The organism is Nostoc sp. DedQUE02 (assembly GCF_034531035.1).
GTDB lineage: Bacteria > Cyanobacteriota > Cyanobacteriia > Cyanobacteriales > Nostocaceae > Nostoc.
Map to the genome: position 1 here is coordinate 77,191 of NZ_JAVRBY020000004.1, position 20,641 is coordinate 97,831.

Consider the following 20,641-nt stretch of genomic DNA (forward strand, 5'->3'; position numbering starts at 1 on the left):
AAAGTAACATAATTAACCAAATTTAGTTCAAATGTATTATTTTTTATAGTTTAAATGTACTATTGTTTAATCTATCTTCAATCTAAGTCATCTTTATATAAGCACCGAGTTATGACTGATTCTCTGCCAATATCCTGGTTTGCTCCCAAGATAATCTATGAACAAATCCAATACTACTTCCCAAAATGCCAATCAAAAATTCGTATTGCAACTGGCTATTTTACTGTAAATGGTTGGGATCAGATTCGAAATGTTGTAAAAGGAAAGTATGTTGATCTGTTGGTTGGAATTAACGAACGAACTAAAAGACAAGATGAAGGAAACGCACAGCGTCTTCTGATCCAAGAAATCACGAAAGATTTAGCAACAGGATCATCAGCAGGTAATCGCCGTCAAGCTGTAGCAGATTTGGTTGAGAAAATCCGGAGAGGTCAATTTCGGCTCGTGGATGCACGTGCTATGAAGCATCATGGAAAACTTTACTTGGTTGACTGTAAGGTTGCCATCGTAACTTCAGCAAATTTAACTAAACATGGGTTAATAGAACAGGTTGAAGCTGGTAATATACTGGCTCAGAATGATGAAGTTATAAAATTTGTCAAGGAATTTGATGAATATTTTGCTGAAGCAGTAGATTTAACTCAGAGGCTACTTAAAGCTCTCGAAGATTGGTTGAAACTTGCTTCTCCGTGGGATATTTACCTCAAAACCTTACTTGCTTTTGAGGATGTAGAAATTGATAATAAGTATACTCCGCCAACAAATTATCAAAGAGCAATGATTGCTGAAGCTTTACAGAAAATAAGCGATCACAGCGGAGTTATGTTAGTTGCCTCAACAGGTCTTGGAAAGACTGTTGTTGCTACTCACCTCTCCTTGCAACTTTTTAGAGCAGATAAAATTATACATGTATTGATTATTGGCCCCAAATTAGTAAAAAGGCAATGGGAGTATGAATTTATGGATGCGGGTATCCCTCAGACCTACATCGGCTATCAAGCTTTAGATAAAGAAGATCCAAACGATGATCGTAATCTTGAACACTTTATCGAAATAGAAGAAAAAATAAATAAGCAATGGCTCATTATTATTGATGAATGCCATCTATTTAGAAATTGCCATGATAGTGCAGAAGGCCCTAGAAGGCGCTCATTTCAAAGATTGATTTCCCGAATTAAAAAAAGCGGCTGTAAAGTCTTACTTCTCACTGGTTCACCTTACTCTAAAGATATTAGTAATCTCAATCACCAACTTTTGCTTTTACCTCACACTGCGGAAATTGAAACTTTGTCGGATAAACAAAACAAGAAAAATTTCAATTGGCATACAGATAGCATAAAAGGATTTATCAACTTGCCTGTTGTGTCTCAATTAACTACACCTTATGTTGCACAACAGTATGGACAGAAGCTAGAGAATGGCGTATTAATTGAGTTTGGACAGCAAAAGCGATACATTCCGCTTGTCAAGTTATATCGAGTTAATTTCCATCTATTCATGGAAAGCGAAATCTCTCAAGTTGTTAGGGATGGTTGCTTTACCGTTACAGATCCTCCAGAGTCACGCAAGTTTATAGAAACGCAAGCAGAAGTTGCCTGGGCCAGTTCACCGTGGGCACTTCGTGAAATTATCAAAAAAGTTATAAACACCCCAGGTAAACGAAACTTGTCATATGATTTTGAGTTTGAAATGTCTCAATCTCAGCGCCGTGAAATATTAGAGCCGCTCCTAAGTCGATTAAACCAAATGCAGTTTACTGATGATCAGAAGCTTGCATCTCTATGTAGCTTTCTACAAGAAGTTCAGTCTAATAATAAAAAAGTTATCATTTTTTGTGAGCGTCGTGCAACAGTGGTCTATTTGGTTAGAGCCGTTAATGCTTTACTTCCCTATCTGAGAGTATTTGGCACAATGAAGCGCACAAGTAAGCAAGGAAAAAGTCAATACGTACCTAAAAGTGAACGAGATATTTTGCAAGCAATTAAAAAGTTTGCCCCAGTCGCAAACCGAGCCGAAGGAAAGTACGAAGAGACTTACGAAGTTTTTATTTCAACTGATGCTCATGGTGTTGGTATTAACCTACAAGATGCACCTGTAGTTATAAATTACGATCTAGCTTGGACAGCAATTGAGCCTACACAAAGAGCAGGGCGTGTTCTAAGACCCTGGATTGAACCACGTACTGTGGAGCTTTACACTTTTGTTCCACCGCTAGAAGGTGAGGCTTTACGAGATTTAGGTATTGCAAAACGTTACAGTAACCTGACAAATCGCCACAGTCAATCTCAAGAAATTATGGAGCTTCCTGTTCTATCTATAAATGAGAAAGAAGAAGTTAATTTTTTCAATAATACATCCAAAGTCACAATTCAATCGGGTGTGCTTGATCTAGAGGCTTTAGTTGATGACAATGTATCACCATTTTATCACCATGCATCTAAGCTATATAATAACCGCGACTACGCTCGTAATATTCATGACGATATTATTAGTGCAAAAATTTATTCAGGTCGAACAATTTTGATTTACGTTTTATTTAAATACAAGGATGAATACAAATGGACTCTTTACGATCCTAAGTCAAAAAGCTTGCAGAAGAAATCGCGTAATCAATTACTTGATTTACTTCAATGTGAGGAAAATACTGAACTTGCACTCGTCAATGCTGATGAAATTGAAGAACTTAGCTATGCCTGTATAAAAGAGTGGTGTCAACACAATAATGCTAATTTAGATGATGTTGTCAGAGAATGTGCAATGTATCTTAAGCCAGCACGTAAGTCTAATGATTATAATGATTTTGAAAGTTTAGCTAGATACTAGTGCGTTATATCTACTGGCTAGAAGTGCGGCCTGCGGAGTTGTTTAGAACCGCAGAAGAAGATCAACTGGATACACCTGAAGCGATCGCTATTCAACTACGCGCTGACAAAAATCTTGATCCAGCGATCGCTAATGCTTTAGCATCTTTAGTTAAAGCAGCGTATCGCGATCTCTCTCAAAATGATGGCGAATTGAAGAAAGATCCCTAAATATATGTCATTAATTCAAAGTCTATCGCCGGAATTTAGACAACGCTGTGAGGCGATCGCAACTGAACAACGAAGCTTACTTCGAGTGCGATCGTTTGAACCGTTACCCGCAGACATTCTAGCAACCAAGTTAGGAGCAAAACTTTTTACACCCGATCGGGTTCCAAATTTAGAGCCAGAGCAAGTAGCAGTATTACTTGCTAGCGATGGGTGGTCAGCAGGGATTATACGCTATAACCCACTATGGATTGTATACAACCCGCGTCATGCACCTGCACGGTATGAATCAAATCTGATGCATGAAATAGCTCATGTGTTGTTCAATCATAAGGCTGTTGGCTTTGATTCGGTAACTGGACTACCAAAACGTAAACAAAACAACGAAGATGAAGCAACTTATTTGGGGGGATGCCTTCAAATTCCCAAACGTGGTCTACTGTGGGCAACACAACGAAAGATGCTGTTACCTCAAATTGCAGGACATTTCGGTGCTAGTGAAGCTATGGTTCAATTTCGCAGCAATGTGACTAATGTGCCTGTCAAATGCTTATAAGGTTTCAAGAGAAATCATGGGAAAATTCAAATTCTCCTACTCCCACTTCCTTTTTCAAGTTAGTGATAAAAAAGTATTGCTGTCACTTTGGCTGAAAGCTAGATAACATTAGATTCGGCGTGTTTACTGTTCGGGAGTGCCAAAATGTCTAAACAGCTGGGTCAAAAAATTGCCCCTACACCTATATCAAATGATATCAGTGTGGTGGATTTGATCGATCAATACTTCACCGCTTATAACTCAGCGCGGTTGCGGGAAATCTGCCAGCTACTGAGTCGCGATGTGCTAACGGAAGGTGTCACAGTAGGAGTTAGCCTTTCCGGTGCGATGACACCAGCAGGATTTGGGGTTTCAGCGCTTGCACCCTTAATTCGCAACGGCTTTATTGACTGGATGATTAGCACTGGTGCAAATCTTTACCACGATATGCACTATGGATTGGGTTTTGAACTCTTTGCTGGTAATCCGTTTTTGGATGATGTAAAACTGCGTCAAGAAGGCACAATCCGCATTTATGACATTATCTTTGGTTACGATGTGCTGCTAGAAACTGATGCGTTCATCCGCAAAATTTTGCAAGGAGAAGCGTTTCAAAAGCGGATGGGAACGGCTGAGTTTCACCATTTACTAGGTAAATATGTCCGAGAAGTAGAAAAGCAATTGGGTGTGCAGAATTCCTGCTTGCTAGCTACAGCTTATGAATATGGTGTACCAATTTATACGTCTTCTCCAGGAGATAGCTCAATTGGGATGAACGTGGCGGCTTTAGCATTGGAAGGTTCGCAATTGGTGATAGATCCATCAATTGACGTGAATGAGACAGCAGCGATCGCCTATAATGCCCGTGAATCAGGAGGTAAAAGTGCGGCTGTAATTCTTGGTGGCGGTAGTCCCAAAAACTTTTTGCTACAAACTCAACCGCAACTTCACGAAGTTTTAGGATTAGAAGAACGAGGACACGATTACTTTGTGCAATTTACCGATGCACGTCCAGATACAGGCGGTTTATCTGGAGCAACCCCATCGGAAGCGGTTAGTTGGGGTAAAATTGACCCGGATGAGTTACCTAACACAATCGTTTGTTATACCGATAGCACGATCGCTCTACCACTGGTGAGTGCGTATGTGTTGAACAAATGCCAGTCTCGTCCTTTGAAGCGTATTTATGACAGGCGAGAAGCCATTTTGGATAAACTGAAAAAAGACTATCTAGCAGCCAAAACAAAACCATCGGATCAGATTCCAGCAGCAGTTGCTGAAAGTGCTTCACAGCAAACAGCGACTTATCCCTGTGGACGGTTGATTCCGAATACTCACTAGGGGAATAGGGAGTAGGGAATTTTAATATACACCACTGCCTACTCCCCACTATGCTTTTATCCCTTGCAATGCGACTTTAATTTTTGTTCAAAATCCAAAAAGCCCATCTCAAAAACTTAATATTGGCATTTTCAAACACCAAAACTTATCTACATGCCGAGAGATATTGGTTCACCGTTCTTTGTCGCTTTTGCTAGTAAGTCGCAGACTTCTTCATCCGTAGTTTGGGGAAAGCTTTCGTACCAAAGACCAACGCTGTGGAAAGGGCTGGGTGTTGAGACGCAAACAATTTTGTCTACCTGAGTTTCTAACTCTTGGCAAGTTTCGGGTGCGGCTACAGGCACTGCGATCGCAATCTGAGACGGTTGTTGTTTTCGCACAGCTACAACAGCAGCCCACATAGTTGCACCTGTGGCTAAACCATCATCTACCAAGATGACGGTACGTCCTTGTAAATCTCTTAAGGGGTGATTTCCGCGATAAAGCCGTTCTCGCCGTTCTAACTCCCGTTCTTCTTGCGCCGCTACTCTGGCAATTACTTCGTCGGATACCTTCACCAAGCTGATAATATATTCATTGATGATCCGCACACCACCAGAAGCGATCGCTCCCATAGCTAGTTCTTCTTGATCTGGCACACCCAATTTACGTACTACCAAAATATCTAAGGGAGCATTCAACGCTTTGGCTATTTCAAAGGCAACGGGTACACCACCCCTTGGTAGCCCCAATACCAGAACATCTGGGCGGTTAGCATAAGCTGCTAACTCCCTAGCCAAAACTTGACCTGCAAACCTCCGATCTTTGAATAGCATGGTGTGACATTCCTGATTGGTTTCCAAAAGAATTAATCAAATAAATTAAAAATTTACACGAATTTCTTTTTGGCTATCTATCTCAAACAATAAATCAAATTCCCAACTTGTTGTTATGGTCAGATGCTCTGAACTGATCATAGAAAGATAAATATTCCATGTCCTCTGGCTAATGGAACGACATCTTCGATTTACAGTTCTATCAAACGGATGAGTAGGGACGTACATCTGTGCGTCCCTAAAAATTTACAAATAATTTGGGATAATTTATTTTTTGGAAGTTCCTTAATTGGCAACAGCTATAAGTTTTCTCCCACTTCCCAATCTTTACTGTTAAACTTGTACTTAGTATTTTTTTGACCTTATGTTAAGAAATAATTACTTAATTACTAGCAGATGCGAAAATCTATGAAAATACAGTATTAATTCAATTGTTAATTTTTCGCCTGAGTCCTTAGACTGATATTCTGTTGATACTACCTTTACATTATGGCTTAATTGTGAATATGAGATAATACAGCAGACGTTTGGTCATTATATAATGCTTAGTATTACAGAGAAAACACCATCCGATTTCACCCAATTAACACTTTTAAATAAAAACTAATAGGGTAGAATTACTGAATATCGCTCAACTATTTTTTTAAATCAAAAGAAGGATTTTGTAATGATTAGCTTAAGTAATTCGGAAAACAGCACAGTTAGCAGCATAGCAGCCACTAAAAGGCTGGCAAGGGCGATGATGGTTTCTGGTGGAGAGTTTTCATTGTTATTAGCCTGTTGTAACTGTGTTCAAAGGCAGCAGCAAGTGCTGAATTTGCTAACCGAATTTTCATCAGCCCATATCCATGAAGTTTTGCTCTCACCTGCGGCTGACAAACTGTATACAGCGATTACAAATGAAATTGGTGCTACTCAACCTGAAGCTTTGATGGTAAGGGGTTTAGAGTCTGTAGGGGCAATTAACCAACTAATCATCAGTACCAATATCATGCGTGATGAGTTTCGGAAACAGTTTCGGTTCCCCTTGGTGTTATGGGTAAATGATGAAATTCTCCGCAAGCTAGTCTGGCTAGCACCCGATTTCAAAGACTGGGCGGCTAGTACTATTAGATTTGATGTACCTAATAATCAGTTAGTTGAATCTGAACAAGCCATCAGCGCCTAATGCATAGGTAGGAACTAGGGAATCAGGTTTTTCAAGTTGTACGGAGTTTTTTTAGGCGATCGCATAGTTTTAAAATATTGTATACGCTAGGTTGAGCCGAGGAAAACCTAGATTACAGTTCTGTGGCATTCTTTTATAAGATTACTTTTATTCAACCCTTCCTTACTAAGGTGGGTAAGAAGCTTTGTTGGCAAAGCTTGCAAGCTATTTTCTCAGACAGGGGTGTGAATTCTCTTCTTCAACACACTTCTTATCTAATGAAGCCTGAGCTTCTGAGTTCTGACTTGATTGCTGTAGGATTATAGAACGTTTTGATTGAGTGCATTTTCATCCAGAATTTGTATAAGGAACAAACAATCAGTACATTAGCGTCTGTCTTTATATCTGTTTCAGAAGACAAATACTAAATTAATTCCAACTACTGAAGTTCTGGGATTATATACTTTATTGCTCATCAGTAATTGGATACTTTTTCTTCGTTCTATATTAATATGAAATTCATGTTGAAAAACTACTTTAACACCAATCAAGGACGAATTTTCACTGCTTTGATTCTGACTGGAATTTTATCTGTTGCTAGCGGTTTGACACCTATCAAAGGTGCTATGGGTGCTTCTGCTAACTTCTCTCTAGAAACAAGCAATGAAGTTATTAAAGACAATATTAAATCAAATCGCTTGCCACGTCCAGTAGCTAACGCGGTACTGCAAGATTTAGCCCGCAGACAGGGAATTTCAACCAGAGAACTGCAAATTATTGACTATAATCAACAGACTTGGCGCAATGGTTGCTTAGAACTGCCTCAATCTGATGAACTCTGCACCGAAGCGTTAATTCGGGGTTGGCGAATTGTAGTATCTAATGGCAAACAAAACTGGATTTATCATACCAATAACAATGGGCGATCGCTACGTTTAGCTTCGGCAAATACTCCTTCAGAAAACCTCCCAGGTAAATTACCTGCATCTGTAAAAAATGCTGTTTTGCAAGCTGCATCCAGACGTTTGCAACAGCCAATTTCTCGGCTAACTATCATTCAGGCTCAACAGCAAACTTGGAATAATAGCTGTTTGGAATTAGCTAATGCTGATGAATTCTGTAGCCAAGCTATAATATCAGGCTGGCGGGTGGTTGTCGGTGCGGTTGAACAAAACTTGGTATATCACACCAATCAGACAGGTTCAGCAATCAGGCTGAATGAAAAAGCTAACAACAGTACATTGTCTCCTGTGCAAATTCCAGTTAGCGAGTTACCACCACCGTTAGATAGAGATATAGTATTTCGGCAAATATCCAGTGGTGGTTTTGCTGGCAGAACCTACGAGACTGTTTTACTCAAGGATGGGCGATTGATTCGCGTGCGGATTGGTGATGCTAATGATTCTGAGCGTAGTGTTCGCCGTGTTTCTGTGCAACAGGTGCAACAATTTGTGCGATCGCTAGAACGTTCCAAATTTAGTAAATTCCAAAATCTGAGTTATCCAGCCCCCAGTGGTGCTGCCGATTATATCACCTATACTCTGACCAGCCAAGAGGGTACGGTTCGGTACAACGATATTTCTCAAAATAATCTGCCCAAGAATTTACAGACAGCAATCAAAGCCTGGAATCAGCTCGTAGCCAGCGCCCAATCATAAACATTAAATGACTGCACAAGAAAAAAGCCAACGAATTCAAATAAATTTAGATTTATCGCCAGAACTTTATGAGACACTAAATAATCTGGCGCAACAAATGAATGGAGATAATTCTGAGGTGCTGTTAAAGGCAATCGCACTTATGGAAGTAGCTGTAGAAGCCAAGCAAAAAGGTAAGCATATCTGGATTGCAGACGATCACCAAAATCTTGATAGCATGATAGATATAACAGATTTATCAAAAATAACTGCCAGCAAAGGCGACAATCCACTAAGTCTGCCAACTGTAAACTTACAGTTACAAGAAGATGTAGAACTTAAGCGAAAACTGGATGAACTCAAGTTTAAACAAGAACTAAGAAAAGATTGGATTTTATTTATTGTCAGGGATGTAGTAATTTTTCCTGCCGCCATTCTTTTTATTTTTGCTGTTAGTGGTTATTCCTTATTTACTCAGATTCATAAGTAACTTAGGGAACTGCGGGTTAATAGTGTCTCAACCCTCAATTATCGAGAGTTGAGCGCAGTCGAAACTCGGTTTATTGGTACTTTATTTTCACGCAAGTCCCTTATCACAGTTAGTCAAATAACAGACCTCTCCCTGATTTTACTACCCAACACCTATCCCTCTCCGACTCGGAGAGAAATAAACTTGAACTAAGTTCAAGGCAGAGAGAGGTTTTTCAAACTCACATTAAATTAATTATTTCCCTCTGCGTTCTCTGCGCCTCTGTGGTTATTTAAAAATTCTTACAACCTCTCTAGCTAAGTAAACTTGCGTAACTAATTTTACAGAAGACGAAGGCAACTTGCTACAAGTAGACTCATCTTTATATCCACACAAATTTTGCTGGATATAAAGATTACCGTGATTGGTAAATCTGCAAAAAAGTAAGTATCTGATGGAAATAATCTAAAAATATGGGGCTTTTAATATTTTCTGTTGCTTTAGTCGCCATTGTTGCAGTAATTATCATTAATAGTTACAACGATTTAGTCAAGTATCGCAACCGTTACAAAAATGCTTACTCTCAAATCGATGTGCAATTACAGCGCCGCTATGATTTAATTCCCAATTTAGTGGAAACTGCCAAAGGGTATATGAAACATGAACGAGAAACCTTAGAAGCAGTTATTGCCGCTCGGAATTCTGCAATTAATGCTAGCAGCCGTGCCGCACAAAATCCCGGCGATCCCCAAACAATGCAACAGTTGGGTAATGCTGAAGGGGCACTGACGGGGGCGTTAAGTCGGTTGATGGTACTTTCAGAATCTTATCCAGAATTGAAAGCCGATCGCGCCATGACTCAGGTAATGGAAGAATTATCTTCCACTGAAAACCGGATTGCTTTTGCACGTCAGGCTTTTAATGACGCAGTGACACTTTATAACACTAAGAGCGAATCTTTCCCCAGCAATCTTGTGGCAAATACTTTTAACTTTACTGTTGCAGAATTGCTTGCCGAAGCTACTCCAGAAATAAGAAATGCTCCACGCGTGTCTTTTTAGAAATCTATGAATTTCTTTGAACATCAGGATCGGGCACGCCAAAATACGCAACAATTAATTGGGTTATTTTCCTTGTCGATCGCAGTCATGATTATGGCGATTTATATTGCCACTTTATTTCTGTTTCGCATGGCTCCTCGTGTTTGGTGGCATCCAGGGTTATTTCTCTACGTAGCTGGGATTACAATAGTTGCGATCGCAGTCGGAAGCTTATATAAAATTGCCTGTCTCCGGCAGGGTGGAAGCGTAATTGCCCAAGAGTTAGGAGGAAGACTCCTGCTACCAGAAATGGCCGATGAACAAGGGCGACAACTATTAAATGTTGTCGAGGAAATGGCGATCGCTTCTGGTATTTCCATCCCACAAGTTTATCTCCTTGAAAGAGAAACCAGCATTAATGCCTTTGCAGCCGGATTTACGCCCAATGATGCTGTAATTGGAGTTACCCGTGGCACTTTGCAACACCTGAACCGCGATGAACTACAAGGAGTCATCGGCCACGAATTTAGTCATATTCTCAATGGAGATATGCGGCTAAATTTGCGTCTAGTGGGACTACTCCACGGGATTTTGTTCATTTACATAACCGGGGAATTGCTGTTGCGCCTTCGTAGTACTTCCCGCGAAGACAAGGGTTTGCCTCTGTGGGCGTTTGGCTTGGCACTGATGGCAATTGGCGGCATCGGATTATTCTGTGGACGCTTGATTAAAGCCGCCGTCTCTCGCCAACGCGAATTTCTCGCCGATGCTTCAGCCGTACAGTTCACTCGCAACCCCAATGGACTTACCGGAGTCTTCCAAAAACTCCAACAGATGGATTCACGCTTGATATCACCGGGTGCAGAAGCCGCTAGCCACATGTTTTTTGGCAATGCCCTCAACCCCTCTTTCTGGGAAGATATTTTTTCTACCCACCCACCTCTAGCAGAACGTATCCGCCGCGTTGGGGGTTTGAACGTCAGCAATTTAGCAGCAATGCCGTCTCGCAATCAAGTGCGTTCCCCCTCCCAGGAATCTCTAACAATGGGCTTTGCTGGCGGTTCTAGTGCTATGCCAGAACAGGTTATCAACCAAGTTGGCAGCGTTACACCAGAGCATTTTGCTCATGCTCAAGCGTTGTTATCGCAGTTACCAGAATCCCTGCGTTCGGGTGCGCGAGAACAGCAAAGTGCAATGGCGATCGCTTTGGCGCTAGCGTTAGATACAGAAAATCTCCAAATTCAAGAACGTCAAATTGTTTGGTTACGCGAGGTGCAGCCTGCTGATTTGGTAGAGAAAACCTTGGAATTGAGTAGCGAAATTAGCCAGTTAGACTCCAGAATTCGCTTGCCACTAGTGGATTTAGTAGTACCCGTATTACGCCAAAATTCTGCCAAAGAATGCCAAAGACTGTGCAAATGCGTCCACGGTTTAGCTGTAGCCACCGGAAGCTTATCACTGTGGCATTTTGTGTTGCAGTTAATACTATGGCATCGTCTCCAAGCTAGTATAAATCCCGCATCTACTACAACGGTAGAATTCACCTCCATCGAAGAGATTTGGCCCGATAGTCTATTAGTACTGTCCGTAATTGCCCGCGTCGGACACTCCCAACCCGATGCGTCTACTGAAGACATTGCCTATGCTTTTCGTTCTGGAGTTTTTCGACTTCCCAAAGCTGGAGAGCAAGAAAAACCAGAAAAACCATTAAGCTGTAATTTCACTGAACTGAAAAAAAGTATTGAGCGTCTGCGCCTTGCCACTCCCAAACTCAAACAAGCTATTGTTGATGCTTGTGCCCACACGGTACTATTAGATAATAAAGTTACTCCTTCCGAAGCAGATTTACTCAGAGCGATCGCCATGACGCTAGACTGTCCCATCCCCCCATTTTTAAACTCTCAGCGTGGCGTTTCAAAAGAGAAACAATCTTCTCTCAAGCAAAGTTAATGTAATCAGTGAGACACAATTATTTATAAATAAACAAATAAAGTCCGTTTTTGCGGACTTTTCCATTATTCTTTCTTGTAGTTACAAATGACTGTTTGCCAGAACAATAACCTGTTGCAATACTTGTCGGTTAAGGGAAAAAGGGGAAAGAAAAAACCTTTAACCTTTACCCTTTAACCTTTTCCCCAAACCCAACTCCGAGTTAAAAATCCTTAACCGAGCAGTATTGTAACCTGTTGGATTTTGATTATATTTACAGATTAATTTATTTTTCTACATAGTAATACTATTTGATTTGTCAGAATTGCAACTTGCACCCGGACTTCTTTAAGAAGTCGGGGATCTTGTTTCTGCACGCATAATTTAGGATTGCTATAGTATAAATAGTTGCCTTGGTCAAATAGTATCATATTGTACAAAATTTTTTGACATTGCCTAGAACTATTAACTGCCTGGAAAAGTTTAGACAAAATGCCAGCATTCTAGAAATTTGATTGCTATATTAGATGAAATAACTATTCTGGCAAGGGTTGAAAAGCTGTGCGGGATGATTTACAGGGCTTGGAAATTAGTCAGGATGATCTACAAAAACTGACTAATTTACCTGTCAATGAGGAACTTTTAATCATTACAAATACTCTGAAGACATTCACAAAACTATATATACAAAAACTTAAAAGCTCTGAAGGCGCAACTGTAGTCTTTCTAGGATTTTCTACATTTGTTTTTGTCTATATTTTATTTGATATAATTATTAAGATTTTTGTGGACTGGATAACAATCCCATCCGTAATATTATTAATTATTTTAGGTCTTTGGGTTGGCGGTCTTACACAAACTATCTTATATTTAATCTGGAAAAGTAGAAGTAAAATTGTCAAAAATAATATGACAAAATCTCTACATATCCTGTTAAATGAGGTTAATAGATATAATACTGTTATTAGAGTAATAGATATCAATGACCAAATTGAAGAAGCTGGTAATCCAGAAGTGGTAATCAAGGAAAGAGATGGTGTTATCGAAGCGCTTAAACTCACCAAAGCTGATTTAGTTCGCGCTTTGAAGACAGAAAGGATTTTGAGGGAGAATAAGAGCTTTATCCTCAGTAATACAGAACTATTCGTCAACAATTTAGCAACTTTAACAGCGATGCAAGTAACTGAACAGGCTACTGAGCATGGAAGATTACTTAATGAAGCATTACAAATTGCATTAGATGTGCAACACGAAATGAAAAGATTACAGACTCAGCGTTAAAATAATTCGTAATTCGTAATGACACTCTCTACAAAACGCTATGCGTCGCTTGTTTCTTTGGAGGAATAGGCGGCTTCGCTAACGTAATTAAGTTTTGTAATGGAGATTCAAAAAGTGCAGCTACTTCCGATAAATCCATAGACACTGCTGGGTGGATTGGTTTCCAATCTACTCACCAGAGATTATCAATGGCTTTTTTCATAATCCTTCCCACGGTTGCAATCCCCGGTCTAACATAAAGAATATTCGTAAAGCGATCGCTTATCTGTATGGACTGGAAAGAAATTAGAGGGAACTGGGTAATTATTCCCCGAAATCCCATAGGTATTGTTCATTTTTTAGGAGGTGCATTTGTCGCCACTGCACCGCACATTACTTATCGCTGGTTACTGGAACAGCTGGCAAGTAAAGGTTATGTTGTAATTGCTACGCCTTTCGTCAATACATTAGATCATACTGCGATCGCCAAATCCGTGCTGTTAAACTTTGACCGCACACTCGAACGCTTACATGATTCTGGGGCATTACGCAAGCTTTACTTACCCATCTACGGCATTGGACACAGTATGGGCTGTAAACTTCATTTGCTGATTGGTAGCCTTTTTAAAGTAGAACGCGCAGGTAATATTTTAATATCCTTCAACAACTACGCCGCTAAAGAAGCTATCCCTCTAGTAGAACAGTTCAATTCTACTTTTGCTATCGAGTTTACTCCCTCACCGTTGGAAACTAACAAGCTTGTCCAAGAAAGTTATAATATCCGGCGCAATTTATTAATAAAATTTAGTAATGACACCATTGATCAATCGGCAGCTTTAACCAAAATCTTACAAGAACGTTTTAATGAGATGGTGACAGCACAAACTTTACCAGGAACTCATACAACACCTTTAGGTCAAGATATTAAATGGCAAACAGGAACATCTTTCACCCCGTTTGACGCTTTAGGGCAATGGTTCAAACAAGAAGCATACCGCGACTTGAACCAGCTAAAAAGCAACATCCTCTTGTGGTTAAATCCTCTGGCAGCACCATAATATTTTATGACTGTTAAAGAGCCATAAATTCAAAGTAAAAATAAAAAAACTAGTTAGTAGTATTATCCAGCAATACTACTAACTAATTGCCCCATATAGCAATCCGATTTGATTTATGTATCCCTCACGGGAGCGTAGCCATACTTATTTCTGTAGGAGGTAAGAGGCAATAGTCAAGAAGCCTCTTTAAGGTGTACTGAATTTTTTCAGAAATCAAAAATGAGTACTCTATCGTATTTTTATTTTCTATATTGACTAACAAATTATTAATGAGTATTTCCTACAAATTTCTATGTTTCAAATACTAATAATTGATGATGACCATTCAATAAAAATACTCCTGAAAAGGATGTTGCAAAAACAGGGTTATGAGGTAGTTACTGCTAGTAGTGGCGAGGAAGGAATAGAAAAGGCACTAGTTTATCGTCCAGCACTAATTATTTGTGATTGGATCATGCCAGGGTTAACTGGATTAGAAGTTTGCCACCGTATTAAGACAGACCCCAAATTTTTTACCACATTCTTTATTTTATTAACATCCTTAGATTCCGTTGCTGATTGCGTCAAAGGTCTAGATGCTGGTGCTGATGATTTTATCTCTAAACCTATTGAGCATAATGAATTACAAGCACGGGTAAGAGCAGGATTACGCCTGCATCAGTTGAGTAGAGATTTGCAGGCTCAAAAGTTGCTTTTAGAATCAGAAATGTCAGAAGCAGCAGAATATGTGCGATCGCTCCTGCCTCTTTCTATGACCGAACCCTTTAATATAAATTTCCGATTCATTCCTTCGCGACAACTCGGCGGTGACTGTTTCGATTACTATTGGCTCGATGATGACTCTCTGGCAATTTACTTACTCGATACTGCCGGACATGGACTCAAAGCCACTCTTCCCTCTGTTTCAGTGCTGAATCTGCTGCGTTCCCGTGCGCTCAAAGGTCTGAATTACTATCAACCTAGTGATGTCTTGAAGGCTTTAAATGATACCTTCCAGATGAATTATCAAAATGATAAATACTTTACGATTTGGTACGGAGTTTACAACCGCATCAACCGCCAGTTAATTTATGCTAGTGCAGGTCATCCACCAGCAGTTTTAGTAACCGGCACATCTCCAAGAAAGTCTGAAGTTCAACTATTGAAAACCGCCGGTATGCCAGTTGGTATGTTTCCAGAGGCAAAATATGTTGATGGGTTTTGCAATATTGAAAAATTCAGTACCCTTTACATTTTTAGTGACGGCGCTTATGAAATCACTAAATCAGATGGGACACTTTGGAGTTTGGATGCTTTTATTCAGCTACTGGTTAGCTTACAAGATCCTGTTGATAGCCAACTCGAACGCGTACTGAGTTATTTAATTGCTCTAAACTCCAAAGATGCTTTTGATGATGATTTATCTATTTTGCAAATGAAGTTTGATTAATTACGTCTGAGAAACTAAAATCTGATTAAATGCATCTTGACTAGGAAATATTTCAAATACTTTATCCATATTAGTCAGTTCAAATAATATCCTGACTTGCTCATTAATTGAACAGAGAACAAGCTTAGTATCTGCTGCACGTAGAGTTTTGAAAGCTAATACTAAAGCTCCCAAACCGGAACTATCCATAAACGTTACATCTTTAAAATCAACTAACACAATTTTCGCACCAATTTCTAAAATATCAGTGATATTTTGGCGAAAGTCTTGTGAAGTTGTGGCGTTTAAATTACCACTAAGCTTAATAACTTTTACTTCTTCTCTCATAATTATATAACTCTGATTTGTGTAAATAACGCTTGGATTTCGCTATTATAGAACATTTAAAAATGCTTGTAAAACAAAAGCTAAAATTATATCCTAATTAATCAGGATATATAAAGATTAGTTATAAATTTTTTTATTTATTTTTTTCATTACAAAAAAATCACGGACTTAATTAACTATAGTTTTCCTACTAGAAACAGACTAATTCTAAACAACACAGATAACTAAGTGGGCACGATAAAAGTTATGTATATTTCCTTTGGTAAAAAGATTGACATAACCAATTGATAAGCTGTTTGCTGATTTGATGTTTCGTCATATATGTTAGTTTTTAACGCCGACTTACTTTCATCTCATTGATGTAGGTATATACTGTTCTACAAACTGAAGTTACTGCTTTTCAGATTATTTACCAAATATTTTTACAAAATCAAGATTCTCCACTAAATTTCATAACGATCGCCTTCATGAAATAATTCAAAATTCAATAGGTCGCAGCCAGCACTCTGAAACTGAGTCTAGCAGAGGCGTTCCTCTGTCTGGGTACTTAGGATGTGGTATAAATTATTTTCTGATTTAGTGGCAGATTTGCATCACCCACCAAATTCTCCCAGTTCTAGCACCCAATTCAACCTAGAAGCAAAAATACTCAACTATCGGGGTTTTCCATTAAAATCATTAGAAAATATAATCATTTATTGACTACTGAGTATTTATGATAGTAACCAGGATCTAATTTTATTTATGTCCAATTACTTACATTATTGAAATAACTTACCTCTGAAGTACCGCTCTAAAGCCAAAAATTTCGGTTTCAACAGCGTTAAGCAAGCTCGAATCTACACTAACTGTCTAAACAGAAGTTCTCTGAGGCATCGCCCCAGCTATCTTTAAGTATTCCCAATATCTGTCATTTCTCAACAGACAACACAAAAAGTAAAGAGTTATTAATCTCTAACTCCTATACAGACGCGATTAATCGCCTCTCTCCTAATTTTCTCGAACAGGACTGACTTTGGCTCTGTAAAGCAGCTTCTCACCTTGAAGGTAGCCAATGTAGCGTACTTTGACTGTTTCTCCAGGTTGTGCAGTTCCCTCCATCAATTGGTGCAGTTGGGGATCATAAGGTAATTCTGCTCCCACGGGTGCGATCGCTTCCACTCCCCACGCCTGCAAAAGCTTTTCCAGGGGTTTCTGCACCAACGGTACTATTTTGACTGCTGCTAGCTGGGGATTCTCCTGCGCTTTCTGTGCTGCTGTTGGCCATTGCAATAATAAAGACTCCAGCAGTTGCAAGCTCGACTGCTGGAGTTCTTGCAGTAATATTTCTCGTTGTTGCTCTAATTGAAGCTGCGAGCGATCGTACTCTCTTCTCAAATCTGTAATTTCTTGTAACAATTGCTGAGTAGGAGCTGTTTTATCTTGTAACAACTCTACAGTTGAAAAATTTGCGATTAATTCATTCAATGGCATCTGTAGCACTGGCGACAGCTTGAGCAGCACATCTACCCGCATCTGCTCTAGCTTTCCCTGGCGTAAGCGCAAAATTTGACGCTCTGAAACACCAGCAGCGCGACTCAGGGCTTTAAAACTAGCAATACCTACCTGCTGCATTAAATTTTGCAACTTTTGAGTGAAATTAATATTAGGCATTGGTTACTGGGTATTGGGGGCTGGGTATTGGGGACTGGTTATTGGGTATTGGCAAGAAAATTAAGTTTTTAGTTCCTAGTCCCCAATCTCCAGTTCCTAACCCCCAGCCCCTAGTCCCCGTTCCTATTCCTATTCTTCCAGTAAACTTCTCAACATCCAAGCTGTCTTTTCATGTACTTGCATTCGCTGAGTCAATAAATCGGCGGTAGGTTCGTCGTTAACTTCCTCTAGCACGGGAAAAATAGACCGTGCAGTTCTGACTACAGCTTCTTGTCCTTCCACAAGTAAGCCGATCATTTCTCCAGCCTTAGGAACTCCGGGAGTTTCTGGAATCGAACTTAGTTTGGCGTATTCGCTGTAAGTTCCTGGTGCGGGATAGCCAAGCGCTCTAATTCTCTCTGCAATTAAATCAACTGCTAAGGCTAATTCTGTATACTGGGTCTCAAACATCAAATGCAATGTTTGGAACATTGGCCCTGTTACATTCCAATGGAAGTTATGAGTTTTCAGATAAAGTGTATAAGTGTCAGCCAACAGGCGAGATAAACCCTCGGCAATTTTAGCCCTACTGGCCTCGTCAATGCCGATATTTACATTTTTGACTGTTACTTTCGATGACATAATTTTCTCCTAATTAGGTTATATGTAATTGGGGATTGGGAATTAGGCATGGGACATGGGACATGGGGCATGGGGTAAGGGGAAAGGGTAAGGGGAAAAGGGGAAAGATTAAATTTATTCCTTTTCCCTTTAACCTTTAACCTTTTCCCCTGCTCCCCTGCTCCCTCATCCCCCCATTCCCATTCTCTATGCCAAGTGCATCTTTAAAACGCTACGGGGTGCTTTACGAACTCTGGCTAAAACGGTTTCTTTGCCTAAACGCTGGCAAGCTTCATACCGATGGCAACCAGAAAAGCCATAATATTGTCCATCTACTTCTAGGACATCAATCGGTTCTTGCTGCCCAATCTCCGCAATCGATTCCATTAAAGCTTGCACTTTATTTGGATCGTTTGTACGGGGCAATGGCCGTTTTATCTGATTTAATGGAATTTCTTGGACTCTAACCATAAAGAGTTTTTCCAACTAGTTCTGTTTTATGTCTCTAACTAAATCATAGTCATAATGACTTCGTTTTGCAACTAGTATTTGGAGCAAAACTGGTAATGGTATCATTGGAGCATTCATGCGACAAAAAAACCGCGCTACAAAGCAATTGGAAAATCAGCTCCAACGACGCACTAAGGGGCAGAAGATGCTCTCTACGAGACACTTCGCTATCGGTTCGCTATCGGTTCGCTATCAGGTAGCCATGAAATTTTCGTTTTGGCGTATTTCCCACACTGTGGTGACAACATTTTGTCTATTGGGACTGACTGCTGCATCAGGGCCTGAGAGCAACATTCAGGATATAGAACTGAAAATTGGGATTGTGCAGCGATTTGGCGATCAACCTACAGCCAAACTGCAACTAGAACCCATCAAAGGCGATCGCTTAAAGCTAAAATTTCAAGCAGGCAACAAGCAGCAAATCCTGTTTACTAAAAATCCTGTAAAGCTAGAAACAGTCATGCAAGCTTTACCCCAGTCAGCAGTCGAAGAAGTGGTAGTTTTGGGCACATACCGCACTTTTGAAACTGCGGAAGACAGTGCTAAAAAATGGCGTTCTCAGGGAATGGAAGTGGAAGTCGCCCAGCCAGAACGCTGGCAGGTGTGGGCAAAACGAGATGTTTACAGCACTCCTTTATTGCGACGCTTGTTATTGCAGAACATCCAAGCTTCTACCAAAGATAAAGTATATATTGATACTAAAATTTTGAAACAAGTGCCGCGAGTGAGTTGGGTGGTGGATGGTAATCGCTATAGCCCGAATCAGTTGGAAATTAGCACTGATAAAAACTTGATTCGGGTGAATAAAAGCGAAAAACAAGAATTTGCTCGTCTTTATGCCGGTCGGTTGAATTTGCAGCCAAATGCCTATGGCACATACACTCTAGTTAATCAAGTACCCTTAGAAACTTATTTGCGTGGAGTTGTGCCTTACGAAATCGGCACAGATGCACCAAAAGCGGCGCTAGAAGCCCAAGCAATTCTCGCCCGGACTTATGCTTTGAGAAATTTACGTAGGTTTGCCGCAGATAATTATCAGCTATGTGCTGATACTCACTGCCAAGTTTATTATGGGCTAAAGGGAGCAGCTGCCAAAACAGACCAAGCGATCGCCTCAACTAGAGGTAAAGTCCTAACTTATAAAAATGAACTAGTAGATGCCTTGTATTCTTCCACCACAGGTGGTGTCACCGCCTCATTTAGCGATGTCTGGAATGGCGACGATCGTCCTTATCTGCGCCCTGTACTGGATGCTGCAACTAATTTTTGGGACTTATCTAAACAGAGTTTAGCAGATGAAAAAAACTTCCAAAAATTTATTAATACGCAACAAGGATTTAATGAAAGCAAGTGGGATCTGTTTCGTTGGCACAAGGAAACTCCTTTAAAGGATATTATCAAGGACTTGCAGAAATTTTTGCGCGTGAAAAATAGTCCCCATGCCAAATTTAAGACAATTCAAGCTATGGCAGTAGTCAAGCGAAGCCAGAGTGGACGTATCCTTGAACTCGCGGTTAAAACCGATCACAGCACCTTTATTCTCCACAAAGACGAAGTTCGCAGTGCCTTTGCAGCTCCCACAAGTACGCTTTTTTACCTAGAACCCCTGAATAAAGGAAAAACCGAACTCTGGGGATACGCTTTTATTGGTGGTGGATTAGGACATGGAGTCGGCTTAAGTCAAACTGGCGCTCAAAATTTAGCGAAACTAGGTTGGTCAAGTCCAAAAATTCTCCAATTTTACTATCCTGGTACTCAAATTAAAATTCTCAGTCAAGAGATTAAGCCTTAAGCGAAACCTCGTTCATTTTGAATCGGACTTACGCAAACAATAGCCGAAAAGAATGATTTTACGATAGAGG

Annotated in this window: 18 protein-coding genes; 13 read left to right on the forward strand and 5 right to left on the reverse strand. The window is 40.0% G+C overall.

Annotation, left to right across the window (positions count from 1 at the left end; translation table 11 throughout):
- Positions 1-111: 111 nt before the first annotated feature.
- The 4 genes from RMX98_RS05750 to RMX98_RS05765 all read left to right on the forward strand — a co-directional run bounded on the left by RMX98_RS05750 (position 112) and on the right by RMX98_RS05765 (position 4,905).
- On the forward strand, positions 112-2,823 hold the full coding sequence (locus RMX98_RS05750; RefSeq protein ID WP_322678841.1) for a helicase-related protein: 2,712 nt from the start codon (positions 112-114) through the stop codon (positions 2,821-2,823).
- Positions 2,823-3,032, forward strand: a complete 210-nt coding sequence (locus RMX98_RS05755) for a hypothetical protein (RefSeq protein WP_322678840.1) — start codon at positions 2,823-2,825, stop codon at positions 3,030-3,032. The genes RMX98_RS05750 and RMX98_RS05755 overlap by 1 nt, the downstream gene beginning before the upstream one ends.
- 4 nt (positions 3,033-3,036) lie before the next feature.
- On the forward strand, positions 3,037-3,585 hold the full coding sequence (locus RMX98_RS05760; RefSeq protein ID WP_322678839.1) for an ImmA/IrrE family metallo-endopeptidase: 549 nt from the start codon (positions 3,037-3,039) through the stop codon (positions 3,583-3,585).
- A gap of 144 nt (positions 3,586-3,729) precedes the next feature.
- Positions 3,730-4,905: a homospermidine biosynthesis protein gene (locus tag RMX98_RS05765; protein WP_322678838.1), complete on the forward strand. Its 1,176-nt coding sequence runs from the start codon at positions 3,730-3,732 to the stop codon at positions 4,903-4,905.
- 149 nt (positions 4,906-5,054) lie between these two features.
- Here RMX98_RS05765 and RMX98_RS05770 read toward each other — a convergent pair whose 3' ends face one another.
- Entirely contained in the window at positions 5,055-5,720 is a 666-nt protein-coding gene (locus RMX98_RS05770) for a phosphoribosyltransferase (RefSeq protein ID WP_322678837.1), read from the reverse strand.
- Positions 5,721-6,387: 667 nt separating this feature from the next.
- Here RMX98_RS05770 and RMX98_RS05775 point away from each other — a divergent pair.
- The 8 genes from RMX98_RS05775 to RMX98_RS05810 all read left to right on the forward strand — a co-directional run bounded on the left by RMX98_RS05775 (position 6,388) and on the right by RMX98_RS05810 (position 15,689).
- Positions 6,388-6,888, forward strand: a complete 501-nt coding sequence (locus RMX98_RS05775; protein WP_322678836.1) for a hypothetical protein — start codon at positions 6,388-6,390, stop codon at positions 6,886-6,888.
- A gap of 491 nt (positions 6,889-7,379) precedes the next feature.
- On the forward strand, positions 7,380-8,525 hold the full coding sequence (locus RMX98_RS05780) for a hypothetical protein (protein WP_322678835.1): 1,146 nt from the start codon (positions 7,380-7,382) through the stop codon (positions 8,523-8,525).
- A gap of 7 nt (positions 8,526-8,532) precedes the next feature.
- Positions 8,533-8,994, forward strand: a complete 462-nt coding sequence (locus RMX98_RS05785) for a hypothetical protein (protein WP_322678834.1) — start codon at positions 8,533-8,535, stop codon at positions 8,992-8,994.
- Between the two features lie 452 nt (positions 8,995-9,446).
- Complete coding sequence (locus RMX98_RS05790) at positions 9,447-10,034, forward strand: LemA family protein (protein WP_322678833.1); 588 nt, start codon at positions 9,447-9,449, stop codon at positions 10,032-10,034.
- Positions 10,035-10,040: 6 nt separating this feature from the next.
- The gene (locus RMX98_RS05795; RefSeq protein WP_322678832.1) at positions 10,041-11,963 is read left to right on the forward strand and encodes a M48 family metallopeptidase; all 1,923 of its coding nucleotides are present in this window, start codon (positions 10,041-10,043) and stop codon (positions 11,961-11,963) included.
- A gap of 540 nt (positions 11,964-12,503) precedes the next feature.
- Positions 12,504-13,223: a hypothetical protein gene (locus RMX98_RS05800; protein ID WP_322678831.1), complete on the forward strand. Its 720-nt coding sequence runs from the start codon at positions 12,504-12,506 to the stop codon at positions 13,221-13,223.
- A gap of 269 nt (positions 13,224-13,492) precedes the next feature.
- The gene (locus RMX98_RS05805; RefSeq protein WP_322678830.1) at positions 13,493-14,260 is read left to right on the forward strand and encodes a DUF1350 family protein; all 768 of its coding nucleotides are present in this window, start codon (positions 13,493-13,495) and stop codon (positions 14,258-14,260) included.
- Between the two features lie 292 nt (positions 14,261-14,552).
- Positions 14,553-15,689, forward strand: a complete 1,137-nt coding sequence (locus tag RMX98_RS05810; protein WP_322678829.1) for a PP2C family protein-serine/threonine phosphatase — start codon at positions 14,553-14,555, stop codon at positions 15,687-15,689.
- Here the strand turns inward: RMX98_RS05810 and RMX98_RS05815 are convergent, their stop codons facing one another.
- From RMX98_RS05815 to RMX98_RS05830, 4 genes are all read right to left on the reverse strand, one after another.
- Entirely contained in the window at positions 15,690-16,016 is a 327-nt protein-coding gene (locus RMX98_RS05815) for an STAS domain-containing protein (protein ID WP_322678828.1), read from the reverse strand.
- A 990-nt stretch (positions 16,017-17,006) separates the two neighbouring features.
- On the reverse strand, positions 17,007-17,669 hold the full coding sequence (gene grpE / locus RMX98_RS05820) for a nucleotide exchange factor GrpE (protein WP_322678827.1): 663 nt from the start codon (positions 17,667-17,669) through the stop codon (positions 17,007-17,009).
- 129 nt (positions 17,670-17,798) lie between these two features.
- Positions 17,799-18,290, reverse strand: coding sequence for a Dps family protein (locus tag RMX98_RS05825; RefSeq protein WP_322678826.1), 492 nt, complete (start codon positions 18,288-18,290; stop codon positions 17,799-17,801).
- A 186-nt stretch (positions 18,291-18,476) separates the two neighbouring features.
- A complete protein-coding gene (locus RMX98_RS05830; protein ID WP_194043156.1) occupies positions 18,477-18,740 on the reverse strand; it encodes a ParB N-terminal domain-containing protein in 264 nt (87 codons plus the stop codon).
- A 115-nt stretch (positions 18,741-18,855) separates the two neighbouring features.
- On the opposite strand from RMX98_RS05830, the gene RMX98_RS05835 reads away from it, so the two are divergent.
- Complete coding sequence (locus RMX98_RS05835) at positions 18,856-20,571, forward strand: SpoIID/LytB domain-containing protein (RefSeq protein ID WP_322678825.1); 1,716 nt, start codon at positions 18,856-18,858, stop codon at positions 20,569-20,571.
- The last annotated feature ends 70 nt before the right edge of the window (positions 20,572-20,641 follow it).

What these genes read in the sequence shown, in the direction of transcription:
- RMX98_RS05750 (WP_322678841.1), top strand. Translation starts at nt 112, where the DNA reads ATGACTGATTCTCTGCCAATATCCTGGTTTGCTCCCAAGATAATCTAT.
- RMX98_RS05760 (WP_322678839.1), top strand. Translation starts at nt 3,037, where the DNA reads ATGTCATTAATTCAAAGTCTATCGCCGGAATTTAGACAACGCTGTGAG.
- RMX98_RS05765 (WP_322678838.1), top strand. Translation starts at nt 3,730, where the DNA reads ATGTCTAAACAGCTGGGTCAAAAAATTGCCCCTACACCTATATCAAAT.
- RMX98_RS05770 (WP_322678837.1), bottom strand. Translation starts at nt 5,720, where the DNA reads ATGCTATTCAAAGATCGGAGGTTTGCAGGTCAAGTTTTGGCTAGGGAG.
- RMX98_RS05775 (WP_322678836.1), top strand. Translation starts at nt 6,388, where the DNA reads ATGATTAGCTTAAGTAATTCGGAAAACAGCACAGTTAGCAGCATAGCA.
- RMX98_RS05780 (WP_322678835.1), top strand. Translation starts at nt 7,380, where the DNA reads ATGAAATTCATGTTGAAAAACTACTTTAACACCAATCAAGGACGAATT.
- RMX98_RS05785 (WP_322678834.1), top strand. Translation starts at nt 8,533, where the DNA reads ATGACTGCACAAGAAAAAAGCCAACGAATTCAAATAAATTTAGATTTA.
- RMX98_RS05790 (WP_322678833.1), top strand. Translation starts at nt 9,447, where the DNA reads ATGGGGCTTTTAATATTTTCTGTTGCTTTAGTCGCCATTGTTGCAGTA.
- RMX98_RS05795 (WP_322678832.1), top strand. Translation starts at nt 10,041, where the DNA reads ATGAATTTCTTTGAACATCAGGATCGGGCACGCCAAAATACGCAACAA.
- RMX98_RS05805 (WP_322678830.1), top strand. Translation starts at nt 13,493, where the DNA reads ATGGACTGGAAAGAAATTAGAGGGAACTGGGTAATTATTCCCCGAAAT.
- RMX98_RS05810 (WP_322678829.1), top strand. Translation starts at nt 14,553, where the DNA reads ATGTTTCAAATACTAATAATTGATGATGACCATTCAATAAAAATACTC.
- RMX98_RS05815 (WP_322678828.1), bottom strand. Translation starts at nt 16,016, where the DNA reads ATGAGAGAAGAAGTAAAAGTTATTAAGCTTAGTGGTAATTTAAACGCC.
- grpE (WP_322678827.1), bottom strand. Translation starts at nt 17,669, where the DNA reads ATGCCTAATATTAATTTCACTCAAAAGTTGCAAAATTTAATGCAGCAG.
- RMX98_RS05825 (WP_322678826.1), bottom strand. Translation starts at nt 18,290, where the DNA reads ATGTCATCGAAAGTAACAGTCAAAAATGTAAATATCGGCATTGACGAG.
- RMX98_RS05830 (WP_194043156.1), bottom strand. Translation starts at nt 18,740, where the DNA reads ATGGTTAGAGTCCAAGAAATTCCATTAAATCAGATAAAACGGCCATTG.
- RMX98_RS05835 (WP_322678825.1), top strand. Translation starts at nt 18,856, where the DNA reads ATGCGACAAAAAAACCGCGCTACAAAGCAATTGGAAAATCAGCTCCAA.